General features: G+C 71.9%; 11 protein-coding genes. 6 read left to right on the top strand and 5 right to left on the bottom strand.

What is annotated here, in order from left to right; all coding sequences use genetic code 11:
• The first annotated feature begins 4 nt into the window (after positions 1–4).
• A complete protein-coding gene (locus AB0H62_RS01215; RefSeq protein WP_220247367.1) occupies positions 5–1,288 on the top strand; it encodes an ATP-binding protein in 1,284 nt (427 codons plus the stop codon).
• Here AB0H62_RS01215 and AB0H62_RS01210 read toward each other — a convergent pair.
• The 5 genes from AB0H62_RS01210 to AB0H62_RS01190 form a co-directional block, all read right to left on the bottom strand.
• Complete coding sequence (locus AB0H62_RS01210) at positions 1,285–1,947, bottom strand: hypothetical protein (protein ID WP_360583423.1); 663 nt, start codon at positions 1,945–1,947, stop codon at positions 1,285–1,287. The genes AB0H62_RS01215 and AB0H62_RS01210 overlap by 4 nt on opposite strands.
• A gap of 62 nt (positions 1,948–2,009) precedes the next feature.
• The gene (locus AB0H62_RS01205) at positions 2,010–2,843 is read right to left on the bottom strand and encodes an NAD(P)H-binding protein (RefSeq protein WP_360583421.1); all 834 of its coding nucleotides are present in this window, start codon (positions 2,841–2,843) and stop codon (positions 2,010–2,012) included.
• A 226-nt stretch (positions 2,844–3,069) separates the two neighbouring features.
• Positions 3,070–3,594: a GtrA family protein gene (locus AB0H62_RS01200; protein ID WP_354871113.1), complete on the bottom strand. Its 525-nt coding sequence runs from the start codon at positions 3,592–3,594 to the stop codon at positions 3,070–3,072.
• Between the two features lie 37 nt (positions 3,595–3,631).
• A complete protein-coding gene (locus AB0H62_RS01195; RefSeq protein ID WP_220246338.1) occupies positions 3,632–4,135 on the bottom strand; it encodes a GtrA family protein in 504 nt (167 codons plus the stop codon).
• A 10-nt stretch (positions 4,136–4,145) separates the two neighbouring features.
• Positions 4,146–6,398: a sigma-70 family RNA polymerase sigma factor gene (locus AB0H62_RS01190; RefSeq protein ID WP_360583418.1), complete on the bottom strand. Its 2,253-nt coding sequence runs from the start codon at positions 6,396–6,398 to the stop codon at positions 4,146–4,148.
• A gap of 266 nt (positions 6,399–6,664) precedes the next feature.
• Between AB0H62_RS01190 and AB0H62_RS01185 the strand changes: the two genes are divergently transcribed.
• The 5 genes from AB0H62_RS01185 (at position 6,665) to AB0H62_RS01165 (ending at position 13,037) form a co-directional block, all read left to right on the top strand.
• Complete coding sequence (locus tag AB0H62_RS01185) at positions 6,665–7,507, top strand: GGDEF domain-containing protein (protein WP_220246340.1); 843 nt, start codon at positions 6,665–6,667, stop codon at positions 7,505–7,507.
• A 60-nt stretch (positions 7,508–7,567) separates the two neighbouring features.
• Positions 7,568–8,980 carry a glycosyltransferase 87 family protein gene (locus AB0H62_RS01180; RefSeq protein WP_360583416.1) on the top strand — a complete coding sequence of 471 codons (1,413 nt, stop codon included), beginning with the start codon at positions 7,568–7,570 and terminating at the stop codon, positions 8,978–8,980.
• Positions 8,981–8,987: 7 nt separating this feature from the next.
• A complete protein-coding gene (locus AB0H62_RS01175) occupies positions 8,988–10,118 on the top strand; it encodes a glycosyltransferase 87 family protein (RefSeq protein ID WP_255638785.1) in 1,131 nt (376 codons plus the stop codon).
• A 59-nt stretch (positions 10,119–10,177) separates the two neighbouring features.
• Entirely contained in the window at positions 10,178–11,788 is a 1,611-nt protein-coding gene (locus tag AB0H62_RS01170) for a LuxR C-terminal-related transcriptional regulator (protein WP_255638664.1), read from the top strand.
• A gap of 103 nt (positions 11,789–11,891) precedes the next feature.
• The gene (locus AB0H62_RS01165) at positions 11,892–13,037 is read left to right on the top strand and encodes an NAD(P)-binding domain-containing protein (RefSeq protein WP_360583414.1); all 1,146 of its coding nucleotides are present in this window, start codon (positions 11,892–11,894) and stop codon (positions 13,035–13,037) included.
• Positions 13,038–13,086: the final 49 nt, after the last annotated feature.

Raw genomic sequence — 13,086 nt, 5'->3', positions numbered from 1 at the left:
GAGCATGCGCCGCCGCATCCTGATGGCGATCCTGCTGGCCGTGCTCGTGACCGCGGCCGTGCTCGGGATCCCGCTCGGCGTCACGGCCTGGCGGCTGGTGGAGAACCTCAACCGCGAGAGCCTGGCCGAACGCGCGCGGGTGATCGCCGCGACCGTCGACACACAGGTCGCCAACGGCGACGACATCGACATCCAGCAGTTCCGCGTGGGCGTGCCGCACGGCGGGTTCCTGGAGGTCCGCGGCGACGGGCTGATCGAGAAGCACCTCGGCGTCAACCCCGGGCCCGACCCGGTCGTGGAGATCGTGCCGACGGCACGCCACGGTGAGGTGGTCCTGTCGATCCCCAGGGGTCCCGTCCGCACGAAGCAGACGCAGGTGACGCTGCTCGTGGTGCTGCTGGTGGTGCTGTCCGTCGGCACCGGCGCGGTGGTGGCGACGGTGACCGCGCGCCGGCTGGCGAAACCGTTGCGGCACGTCGCGGACCGCGCGTCGCGCCTCGGCGGCGGTGACTTCCGGCCCGACCCGGGCCGCTACCGCGTGGCCGAGCTGGACATGGTCGCGGAGGCGCTGGACACGTCGGCCTCGGCGCTGGCGCAGCTCGTGCAGCGGGAGCGGCAGCTCGTCGGCGACGTCTCGCACCAGCTGCGCAGCCGGCTCACCGCGTTGCAGCTGCGGCTGGAACCGCTGACGGTGCACGGCGACCCCGACGTCGTCGAGGAGTCGCGGGCCGCGCAGGAGCAGGCCGACCGCCTGGCCGAAGCCCTCGACGAGCTGCTCGCCGCCGCCCGCGCGGCTCGCGAGGTGGACGCCGAGCCCGTCGACCTGCACGCGACGCTGCCGCAAGTCGCGGAGGAGTGGCGCCAGCTGCTGCGCGTCGAAGGCCGCAACCTGCGCCTGAAGATCGCCGACGGCCTCATGGCCCGCGCGACCCCCGGCCGCCTGCGCGAGGTCATCGGAGTCCTACTGGACAACGCTCTGCGCCACGGTGCCGGCACCGTCACTCTCGCCGCGCGCCGTGGCGAGTCCGACGCCACCGTCGTCATCGAGGTCGGCGACACCGGCTCCGGCGTGCCCGACGAGCTCGCCCCGCACATCTTCGAACGCGGCTTCTCCGGCGGTGGCTCCACCGGCGTCGGCCTCGCCCTGGCCCGCGCCCTCGTCGAAGCCGACGGCGGCCGCCTCGAACTGTCGAACAAGCGTCCGGCGATCTTCAGCCTGTTCCTGAAGGTGCCCCGCCCGGACGATGTCGGCGAGGTCCGCTGGCCGGCGGAGCCGGTGCCGCGCTAGGCCGAGCGGCGCGGGTACCGACCGAGGTGGACTGCGAGCTTCGCCCGTTCGAGCAGCAATGAGCAGTTCTCGACCAGACCCGCGACGACGATCCGCGCGCCGTCGCGGAGTTCGAGCTTGCCGACGGCGGTCCAGCGCGTGCCGCCGGTCCGCTGGTGCACATAGGCGACGTCGGCCCACTTGACCGTCCGCGTGCCGTGGCGGTCGGTGTGGACGAAGCCGCCTTCGTGCAGGCGGAACTCCTCGTCGCCGTGCCGCACCTCGCGCACGCCGACGCTGATGCCGCTCGCCAGCACGGCGAACGCGAGCCCGGCCAGCGCCGCGAAGCCCCCGATCGGCACCACGTGGTCGCCTGAGTCGTCGCCGAGCGCAGTGAAGTCGATCCAGAGCACGGCCGCTAGCCCGACGAACCCGATCAGCGTGGCCCGCAGCGCGACCCGGCGCCGCCGGTGTCGGCCCTCCGAGCGGTGGACCGACACCAGCGCACCCAGCTCGGCGGGACCCGGCTTCGTTTCCCTGATCCCGGCGATCTGAAGCACCTGCTGGCGGCGAAACGTCCTGGACGAGCGGATCTTCGCGATGGTGTACCAGGTTATGCCCACCAGCCAGACCGCGCCGATGACGACCACGACCTCGGGCACCGCCGGTTCCTGGTCCACCTCGCGCCCCCCTTTCGGGGGCCGAGGCTAGAGCTGCGGCCGGGGACCGGTCCCCTGCTTGGTCATCCGGCGACTTCCCTGGCCCAGTCGGCGAACGTCAGCGGGTTGCGGCCCAGCAGCCGTTCCACCGTGTCGAACACGACGTCCTCCCGGCCGGCCGACTGGCGCTTGAGCTCGAACGCGCCGTCGATCGCCTGGGCCGGCCAGCCCAGGGCGAGCATGCGCGCGCGGGCGGCGGGTTCAGGCTCTTCGACATAGCGGACCGGCCGGCCGAGCGCGTCGGCGAGGATGGCGACCTGCTGGGCGGGTGTGAGGGCTTCGCCGCCGGTGAGCTCGTAGGTGGCGCCCTCGTGGCCGGGGGTTGTGAGCACGAGCGTGGCGACGGCGGCGACGTCGCGGACGTGCACCAGGGCCGACGCGGGGTCGCCTTCGGGGACGTACACGGCGCCGTCCGTGCGGGCGGAGTGGAGCCAGAATCGGCGGTTGTCCATGAACGCGCCGGGGCGCAGGATCGTCCACGCCGGACCGGCTTCGCGGATCGCCTGCTCCGCACGGGCGTGCGCGAGCGTGATCGGGTCCGTCTGTCCGAAGTGGACGCCGGTGGTGGACAGCTTCACGAGGTGGGTGACGCCGGCCCGGGCGGCGGCGCCGGCGAGCGCGGTCTCCTGCGCAGCCGAGTCGCCACCGTGGCCGGAGGTCAACACGAACACCCGGGAGACGCCGTCCAGTGGCACGGAACCGACGTCGTCGAGGTTGCCGCGCACCACTTCGGCACGGGGGTCGATGCGGGCGCGGCCCGGGTCGCGCGTGAGGGCGCGGACTGAGGCACCGGCGTCCAGCAGAGCGGGAACGAGGGCGCGGCCGACCTTGCCGGTGGCGCCGAGAACGAGGATCACGAAAAGAACTCCTTGAGACAGAACAAAAACCGCACGAGGGCGTGCGAGGGCACGAGACGGGAAAAGGTTCCAACCGTCACCCGTGAACGGGTGCGGTCCTCTTCGCGCTCGGCGACCACCTCGGATTCGTCCCACCGGCCCGGTCGACCCCGGGTGGCGTCTCAAGAAGCAACAGCAACAACAACAAACATGACGTTAGACAAGTGCATGTCGACGAGCAACCAATTTACCGCGGCAGCCGCGTGACCTGCTCGCGCCGGCGTTCGCCCAGCTCAGCCGGGAAGACCCATTTCTTGAAGCCCCAGTACCTGAACACCATCGCCAGCAGCATGCCGATGATCGAGCCGCTCGCGAAGTCGGCGAACTCCTGCATGAACCTCGACACGAACGGCTCTTCGAGGTGCAGCACGTACCGCGAGACGTACAGCGGGATCAGGTTCACCACCACCGCCACGCCACTGATTACGAAGAACAACGCGGCCTCGTGGGTCCGCTCGCGTCCGCCGCGGGTGCGGAAGGACCACTCGCGGTTGAGCACGTACGACACGATCGTGGCCACGATGATGGCGATGGCCTTCGCGGTCGTCGGCTTCGACTCGAGGACGCTGAGCTTGAGCAGGTACCAGACGCCGTTGTCGACCACGAAAGTCGTCCCGCCGACGATCGCGAACTTCAGCATCTCCCGGTGCTTGATGAGCACCGAGCGCAGTGGCTCCGGCGTGCGGGCCAGCACGGTCTCGACAACGGTCACGCCGCCCAGTTTAGAGAACCCGAGGTCACCGCGGGTCTCAGGCGGCCTTCCTGCCGGGAATGTCCGCATCGTCCGATGACCTGATCGCACGCAGGCGGGCACCCTCCGTGGGGAACACCCACTTCTTGAACGCCCACCAGCGGAACAGCGTGCCCAGCAGCGTGCCGATGATCATGCCGCTCACGAAGTCGGCGACTTCCTGCCCGAGCAGCGTGAGGTGCGGCTGCTGCAGGTCGAGCACGTAGCGCGAGATCCACTGCGGCAACGCGTTGAGCCCCAGCGCGATGCCGCTGATGAGGAAGAACAGCGCGGCCTCGTGCGTGCGCTCGCGGCCGCCGCGCGTGCGGAACGACCACTCGCGGTTGGCGACGTAGGAGAAGATCGTGGCGATCAGCACGCCGATGATGAGCGCCGTGACCGGGTTTTGCCGGAGCACGGTGAACTTCAGGACGTAGGTGATCGCCGTGGTGATCAGGAAGCTGATCCCGCCGACCACGGCGAACCGCAGCAGTTCGCGGTGCTTCGCCAGGAACCCTCGCACCTGGACGACGCTACCCCCTCAGCCAGTCGAAAAAGCCGCGGGGCTCGATCGACGGCGGGGTCTCGCCGGGTTTGCCGGAGTTGCCGCTTCCCGGGGTCGGGGGCGCGCTCGTGGTGGTCGACGGCGTGCTCGGCGGGGTGGTGGTGACCGGGTCCGTCGGCTTCGCCGGCGGGGTGCTCGACGGCGTCGGCTTCCGGTGCGGCGGCTTCTTCGACGAGCTGGACGATTCGGAGGTCTCCGGGGTCGTCGTCGAGGAAGTAGACGGCGTCGGCGGGACTCCGGTCGTCGGGTACGGCACGTCGCAGATCTTGAGCCAGCAGCCGAACGACACCTTGGCCTGCTGCGCCGCCTTGCCGAGTGTCGCGTTCACGGTCACGGCCGCGTTGTGCGCCGGGCGGCCCTTGAGCCGCACCCACAGGTTCACGTGCTGGCCGGGTGCGAGCGCACCGCGCGTGGTGCACGTGGCGCCCGTGTCCGTGGAGTGGCACGGGAAGCCGCTGAGGCTCCACGACTGGTACAGCGCGTGGTCGAACGTGACCGTGACCGGCTTCGTGGTGTCACCGGTGTTGCGGACGCGGACGTAGACGAGGGGGTTGCGCGTCCACGGGAACGCCGAGAGCCCGTCGGTGTCGGCCTGCAGCGCGAGCAGGTCGGGCGGGGACTTCACGGTGACCTTCACGCTCACGGCGACCTTGATCGTCGCGCCCGCCGTGACCGAACCCGTGACGGTGCCGCCCTGCGCGGAGTCGTCGGCCTGCAGACGGAACGTGAGCACGGCCGTATGGCCGGGCTGCAGGCCGGAGCCCGTTTTGCACGTCACGGTGCCGGTGCCGCCGGGGCAGTCGACGCTCAGCTGGGTCGTCGCCGGCGTTTCGGCCTGGCGCGAGAAGCCGCTCACGGCACCGCCACCGCCACCCGCTGGCACGGCGGACACCCCGGGCGGCAGGTTCAACGCGACCTGCACGGGGTCGGACGGGCTGCCACCGTCGTTGCGGACTGTGATCGGCAGGTTCACCGGTCCGGCGCCGGGCTGGAGTTCGAGATCACCGGAAGGAGTGGTTGCCGACATCTTCGCCGCCGCGGGTGTCGCCGGGGGCGGCGGTGCCGCGGGCGGCGCGGCAGGCGGCTGGACGGGCGGGGGCGCGGGGACCGCGGGCGGCGGCGCCTGCGGCGGTGCGGGCGGGGCCGGGGGCGCGGGAGGCGCGGGCTTGGCCGGCGGCACCGCGGGCGCGGCGGCCGGCGGCGGGACCTGCGCGGCCACGGGGATCTCCTGCGGCGAGCCGGCCGCGGCCAGCGCGACCGCCACCGTCGCCACGATGGCGGCGCCCGAAGCCGCGACGCCCGCGAACTGGCGGGGCGCGGAAGCTGCGGCTGCGGCACCGGCCTTGGCACCACCCGCCGCGGCGGCGCCGGCACCCACGGCGGCACCCGCCGTGGCCGCGCTCGCCTTGGCGGCGCCGATCGTCGCGAGGTAACCCAGCGTGGCGCCGCCCAGCACGATCGGAGCGATGATCGCGCGCAGGCCGCCGTTCACGTCGGCCAGTTCGGCCGCCAGCCCGCGGCAGTCCTCGCACTCGTCGAGGTGGTTCTCCACTTGGGAGCGTTCGCGTTTGGACAGCCCGTCGCGCGTCCACGCGCCGAGCCGCTCGGCCGTGGCGTGGCAGCGTTCGGCGGCGGTTTCCTGCAGGTGGACTTGCAGGTACGCCTGGCGCAGGCCCTCGCGGGCGCGGTAGGCGAGCGCGGACACGCCGTTCGCGGTCAGGCCCAGCAGCGGCGCGACCTCGGCCGGGCTCTGCTGCTCGATCTCGGTGTGCCAGAGCACGGCCTGCCAGCGTTCCGGCAGCCGCGCGAACGCTTTCGCTGCCAGCGTGCGCTCGAGCCCGGCCACGGCGGTGTCGGAAAACGGCACGGTGAGCGCCTCGCCGATGGCCCCGCCGACGTCGCTCATGTCCTCGTTGAGGTCGACGCGGCGGTCGCGGCGGGTCTTGTCGTACGCGGTGTGGCGCAGGGCGGTGAGGAGGTAGGCGCGGAACGCGGTGTCCGGACCTTTGCCGCCGCGCAGCGTCTCGAGGACCTTCGAGAAGGCTTCGGACACCAGGTCGTCGGCCTCGGAGCTCGAACGCGCGAGCTGGCGGGCGAGGTTGTGGGCGGCGCGGCTGTGGCGTTCGTAAAGGGGCCCGTAGCTGGCGATGTTCCCTGAGCGGACCTCGGCGATCAGCTCGGTGTCGCTCTTACCGGACAGATCGGCGGGAACGGTGGACACGAGGCTCCTTCATCTGGCGCACGCGGCCTGGCCAGCCACGATCTACCTCTGTAACGCGAGCACAAGTGTGACGGACGCGGCGATACGCGTCACCTCGTGGTCGGTGTGTTGACTCCGTCGGCGCAACAAGTTCACCCGGGTCTGGGGTGTGTCGCTGCGCCCGTCCTGCGAAAAAGACCCCGGAACGCCGTCACGCGGACGGTGGTGTCACGTCCCCTGAGTGGAGCAGGACAAGATCGACATCGACCGGGAAGGAGCGGTGGCCAGTGGATGTACCGGCGACCGGGGCACTGTCCGGTCCCGCCGGCGAGCAGGAGTCCCGCGCCCGGTTCGACCGGGATCGGAACCTGCGCGCGCTGCGGGCCAGATGGCGCACCGCCAGTCTCGCCGCGGGGTGGCGCTTCCCGAGCGACTGGGCACTGCCCGAAGTGGACGCCGTGTGCGCCGCCGTGGTCCGCCACGGCGCGACGGGCGCGGAGACGGCGCTGGCCGGCCTCGGTCGAGCCCGGGCCGCCGCGGGCGCGAACCTCGCGGAGACGCTGTCCGACCTGGCCGCGCTGCACGCGGTGCTCGCCGACCCGGACGCGGTCGACGGCTTTGTCTCACCGGACGTCGACGCGACACCGGCGCGGTTACTGCGCGTGACCGCGCTGGCGTGGGCGGACGTGGCGACGGATCAGCTCGTGCACACCGAGGTGACCGATCCGTTGACCGGGTTGCCTTCTGCCGCGTACCTGCGGACGCGGCTGGCGGAGGTCTACCGGGCGAGTGCGGCCGACGAGCACGTGCTGCTGGTGGTGGCGATGGACCTGACCGCGGTGTCCGGCTGGCCCCGGCTGACGGGGATGATCTTGGTGGCCGACGCGATGCGCGCGGTCTTCGACACCGGCGAGAGCCACGCGACGTTGGGGCCGTCGGTGGTCGCGGTGCTGTGCCGCCGGGACGGCCGGCTGGCTTCGCGGGGAGTGGCTTTGCGCCGGGCCCTGAACGACCGGCTGTCGGTCGACGCGCAGCTTCGGGAGGTCAACCGGCCGCGCGTCTCGGCGGTCCGCCTGCCTGCTTCGCACGACCGTGCGTGCGACTTGCTGGCGGACCTCGCCCGGGGCTGACGCTCGGCCCCGGCCCGACCCATCGGGCCTGCTCCGGCGCGTTCATGATTTCCTGGTGTGGTGACCAGGACCGTACCCTCCGCCGTCGACGGCGAAGTTCCGGCGAGCGCTGTCCAGCCTCGTCTGGCCCTGCGCAAGTCACTCGCCAGACTGTCGATGCGGCCGCGGTCGATCCTGATCTTGTCGGTGATCCCGCTGGTCGCGATAGGTGTCGGAATCTGGGGCTGGACGCACGAGTGGGGGCTGGGGGTCGACAGCGCGGTCTACCGCGGCGGCGCGCTCACCCTGCTGCACGGGGACTCGCTCTACGACACCAACACCCTGTCCACCGAACCGTGGTGGGCGCTGCTGCCGTTCACGTACCCGCCGACGGCCGCGTTGTTCTTCGTGCCGCTGGCGCTCGTGCCGACGCAGGTGGCGTGGGGGTTCCTGACGGCCGTCTCGCTGGGCGCGCTCGCGCTGTCCGTGCGGATCTCGATCGGCGCGCTGCCGAGGCCGGAGGAGGACGGGCCGCGGTGGTGGGCCTCGCCCGCGCGGTCGACGATCGTGTTCTTCGTGGTCTTCCTCGGCCTGGAACCGGTGTGGCGCACGATCTTCCTGGGTCAGATCAACCTGATCCTGATGGCCATGATCCTGCTGGACATGCTCGTGCTCGGCGCGCGCGGCAGCCGGTGGGGCGGCGTGCTGGTGGGCGTCGCGGCGGCGATCAAGCTCACGCCGCTGGTGTTCCTTGGCCACCTGTTCATCACCGGCCGCCGCAAGGACGCGTTGCGCGGGCTGGCGACGTTCGTGGTCCTGCAGGGCCTGATGTTCCTGATCAACTCCCACGACGCGTGGCGTTACTGGACCACGACGCTGCCCGACACCGGCCGCATCGGGCCCGTGCACTGGGCCGGCAACCAGTCGCTCAACGCGCTGATGAACCGCGCCACCGACCTCGCGCCGTGGGCGTCGAAGGCGGCGATGGGCATCGGGCTGCTGCTGGCGATCCCGGCGCTGTGGCTGCTGATCCGCTTCCACCGCAAGGGCCAGGCGCTGGCCGCACTGCTCGTCACGGCGTTCTGGACGCTGCTGATGTCGCCGATCTCGTGGTCGCACCACTGGGTGTGGGTGGCGCCGCTGATCGTGCTGCTCGTGTCGCGCCTGCCGAAGACGACGCCCGCCACGGCGTGGAAACGCTGGCTGGGCACGGGGCTGGTGGCGTTCGTGTTCGTCAGCTGCGTGCTGCTGATCCTGCCGAACGGCCGCAACGTCGAGCTGCACTGGAAGGTGTGGCAGAACGTCCTCGGTGACGCGTACATCCTGATGCCGGTGGTGCTGGGGGTTGCCTTGATCCTGCGGTGGGGGCTGCAGCGGCGGGCGCGTAATCGCGGTTCGGGCCCAGGCCCGGATTCGGGGCCGGATTCCGGTTCTGGATCGGGTTCGGGCTCAGGGGAGGCCGCGGACCGTGCCGACGCCACGCCGGCTCACTGACCCGCGCCTGCTGGCGCTGCCGTTCCTCGCACTCGTCCTCGGAGCCGCCGTCTGGCTCACCCACCGGCACCTCGGCGCCGACAGCGCCGTCTACCGCGGCGGCGCGCTGACCCTGCTCAAAGGCGAGCCGCTCTACACCACCGGCGATCTCACGACCCTGCCCGACTGGGTCCGGCTGCCGTTCACCTACACCCCCGCCGCGGCCGCGCTGTTCCTCCCGCTCGCCCTCGTGCCGGCCGGGCTGGTGTGGGGCGTGGTGACGGTGTTGTCGGTGGTGTCACTGACCGTGGTGATCGCGGTCGTCGCGCGCCCCTCGCGCTGGTGGCTCCTCGGCGGCACCGCGTTGGCCCTGGCGCTGGAACCGGTGTGGAAAACGCTGTTCCTGGGCCAGATCAACCTGATCCTGATGGCGTTCGTGGTCGTCGACGTTCTGGTGCTTTCGCTGCGCGGCTCACGCCGGGCGGGCATGCTGGTCGGCGTCGCCGCGGCCATCAAGCTGACGCCCCTGATCTTCGTGCCGCACCTGTTCTTCACCGGCCGCTGGAAAGACGGCCTGCGCGCACTGGCCACCTTCGTCGGCCTCGAGGCCGTCATGTTCGCCGTCATCCCGCACGACGCGTGGTTCTTCTGGACGAAGTCCGCCACCGACCCCAGCCGCGTCGGCTCGGTCACGTGGATCTTCAACCAGTCGCTCAACGGCCTCGTCAACCGCGCCTCCGCCCTCGCCCCGTGGTCGCTCACGGTGGCCGTCGCCGTCGGCGCGGTCCTCGCCGTGCCCGCCGTGTGGCTCGTGATCCGGCTGCACCGCAGGGGCGAACCGAAGGCCGCCCTGCTGGTGACGGCGTTTTACGGACTGCTGCTTTCGCCCGTTTCCTGGTCGCACCACTGGGTGTGGGCCGTGCCGTTGATCGCCCTGCTCGTCACCACGGGTCGCCGCTGGTGGGCCCTCGCGGCCACCGCCCTGTTCGCCTCGGAAGTCGTCATGCTCGTCCCGAACGGCGCCGACGTCGAGTTCACGTGGGGCCTGGGCTGGTCGATCCTCGGCAACGCCTACGTCGTCGCGGCGGCCTGCACGATCGTCGGCCTGGCGGTGCGCGAGCTCCGGCTGAGCTCTCCCGTGGCGAGGCTGGCGAAATAGCATCGCCGCTCCCCAGCGTCGAATCCGCGTCGTACAGTGGAACGACTGCCGGGAGGTGCATGGCGGTGGTGAACGGCGAGACGGCCGAGCGGGCCTTCGCCGGACAGGCGTGGCGGGAGGTGTACACACGGCTCACCGGAGGCCGTGCGTCGCTCACCGCGGAAGATCTCGTGCGCCTTTCGACGGCGGCATATCTGCTCGGGCACGACGACGAAAGTTTCGAATCACGGGAGCGCGCGTATCTCGAGTACGTGCGGGATGGTGGGCCGGCCGAGGCTGCCCGATGCGCGTTTTTCCTGGCCCTGCCACTGCTGCTGCGGGGTGAGCCGGCTCGTGCGAACGGCTGGCTGGCGCGGGCGCGGCGGCTGCTCGACGAGCACGGCCTGGACTGCGTCGAGCGGGGTTACCTCCTCGTCCCGGTCGGCCTGCAGCGCATCCAGGGCGGTGACACCCGGGGCGCGCACGACGCGTTCACCGCCGCTGTGCAGATCGCTTCCCGCTTCGGCGACACGGACCTGCTGGCGCTGGGCCGGCACGCGCAGGGCCGGGCCCTGATCAAGCTGCACCGCACCGCCGAAGGACTGGCCCTGCTCGACGAGGCGATGGTCTCGGTGACCTCGGGCGAGGTGTCGCCGATCCCCGCCGGAGTGGTCTACTGCAGCGCGATCGAAGGCTGCCACGAGGTTTTCGACGTCATCCGGGCGCAGGAGTGGACGGCGTCGCTGAGCGCGTGGTGCGCGGCGCAGCCGGACCTGGTGCTGTTCCGCGGCCAGTGCCTGGTGCACCGTTCGCAGGTGCTGCAGGCGCTCGGCGCGTGGCCGGAAGCCCTGGTGGAGGCCCGCCGCGCCGGTGAGCGGCTCTCCGGCCTGCGCCGTCAGCCGGCGCTCGGCATGGCGCTGTACCAGGAGGCCGAGCTGCGGCGGCTGCGCGGCGAGCTCACCGCGGCCGACGACGGTTACCGGAAAGCCGGCGAGTACGGCCATCCCACCCAGCCCGGCTGCGCGTTGCTGCGCCTGGCCCAGGGCCGGACGGCAGCGGCTGTCTCGGCGATCGGCCACGCCGTGGCCGAGGCGGCGGACGACCACCTCGTGCGCGCCCGGATGCTCGCGGCGCAGGTGGAGATCGTGCTGGCCGCCGGAGAACCGGGTGCCGCCCGCGGCGCGGCCGACGAGCTGACGGCGATCGCCGCCGAGATCGGGATGCCGCTGCTGCGGGCGACGGCCGCGCACGCGCGGGGCTCGGTCCTGCTGGCGGAGGGCGATCCGTCGGCCGCGCTGGCCGAGCTGCGCACCGCGTGCGAGGGGTGGGCCGAGCTGGACGCGCCGTACGACGGAGCCCGCTCGCGCCTGCTCATCGGCCGGGCCCGGCAGCTGACGGGTGATGACGACGCGGCCGAGGTGGACTTCGCCACCGCGCGCGAGGTCCTGCACCGGCTCGGCGCCGGCACGAGCGTTCCGCCGATTCTGCCGACGCCGCCCACCTCGCTGACCGAGCGGGAACTGCAGGTGCTGGCGCTGGTGGCCGAGGGGCTGTCGAACCGGCAGATCGCGGCGCGGCTGGTGATCAGCGAACACACCGTGCGCCGGCATCTGCAGAACGTGTTCGCCAAGCTCGGCGTGCCCTCGCGCGCCGCCGCGGCCACCCACGCGGTGCAGCACCACCTCATCTGACCCGTGGTACGGACGGACCATCCCGCCCCGGACCGAAGTGGTACGGCTGTTCGATGCCGACCGCGCGGGCGGCTCCTAACGTGCTGGTCAGGAGGTGTCACTGATGAACGAGCACGAGCGCACCGAGACCGTGATCATCGGGGCGGGGCAAGCGGGCCTGTCAGCCGGCCACTACCTCGCGCGGCGGGGGCGCGACTTCGTGGTCCTCGACGGCAACGACCGGATCGGGGACAACTGGCGCTGCCACTGGGACACGCTGCGGTTGTTCACCCCGGCCCTGGCGGCCGGGCTGCCCGGCATGGCCTACCCGGGTCCGCCGATGCACTACCCGACCAAGGACGAGATGGCGGACTACCTCGAGACCTACGCTCGCCGGTTCTCGCTGCCCGTGAGGGGTGGGCAGCGCGTGGAGAGCGTGAGGCGAACCGAGGCCGGTTACGAGGTGACCACCGGGACCACGACGTTCACCTGCGACAACGTGGTGGTCGCGACAGGTACCTTCGGCCGTGCGCCGCGGGTCCCGGAGTTCGCCGGGGGGCTCGACCCCGGGATCCGGCAGCTGCACTCCAGCGAGTACCACAACCCGGCGCAGCTGAAGCCCGGGCCGGTGCTGGTCGTCGGCGCTTCGCACTCGGGCGGCGACATCGCGTACGAGGCCGCTCGGGCGGGTCATCCGACGGTGCTCAGCGGGCCGATCCGCGGTGAGTTCCCGTTCGACATCAACCGGCGCCCGGCCCGGGTCATCTTCCCGGTGCTGTTCTTCGCGGCCAAACACTTGATGACCCTGCGGACGCCGCTCGGCCGTGCAATGCGGTCCGAGATCCGGGCGCACGGCGGACCGTTGATCCGGGTGAAGCGCGCCGATCTGACCCGCGAGGGCGTCGAGCTCGTCGCCGACCGCACGACCGGCGTCCGCGGTGGTGCGCCCGTCCTCGGCGACGGCCGAGCGCTCGACGTCGCCAACATCGTGTGGTGCACCGGGTTCCGCCAGGACTTCTCCTGGATCGACCCATCCGTCACGGACGGCTCCGGCTGGCCGCGTGAGGAGCGCGGCGTGGCGACCACGGCACCGGGCCTGTACTTCGTGGGGCTGTCGTTCCAGTGGGCGTTCTCGTCGATGCTCGTCGGTGGCGCCGGTCGCGATGCCGAGTACGTCGTGAAGCACTTGACCGCGCGCACCAAGGCGGCGGCCGGGGAGCGGAACGGACGCGCGCGGCTGGCCGCGGGTGCTGGTGGCGCGGCTCACTGAGCCGGTACCCGCAGCTCCGCCAGGTCTCGCCAAGTAACCTGAGCGGCGC

The sequence above is a fragment of the Amycolatopsis sp. NPDC050768 genome (assembly GCF_040654155.1).
GTDB lineage: Bacteria > Actinomycetota > Actinomycetes > Mycobacteriales > Pseudonocardiaceae > Amycolatopsis.
The sequence above is the reverse complement of the archived record's forward strand: the minus strand, read 5'-3'. Positions and strand labels throughout refer to the sequence as shown.

What these genes read in the sequence shown, in the direction of transcription:
- AB0H62_RS01215 (WP_220247367.1), top strand. Translation starts at nt 5, where the DNA reads ATGCGCCGCCGCATCCTGATGGCGATCCTGCTGGCCGTGCTCGTGACC.
- AB0H62_RS01170 (WP_255638664.1), top strand. Translation starts at nt 10,178, where the DNA reads ATGGCGGTGGTGAACGGCGAGACGGCCGAGCGGGCCTTCGCCGGACAG.
- AB0H62_RS01165 (WP_360583414.1), top strand. Translation starts at nt 11,892, where the DNA reads ATGAACGAGCACGAGCGCACCGAGACCGTGATCATCGGGGCGGGGCAA.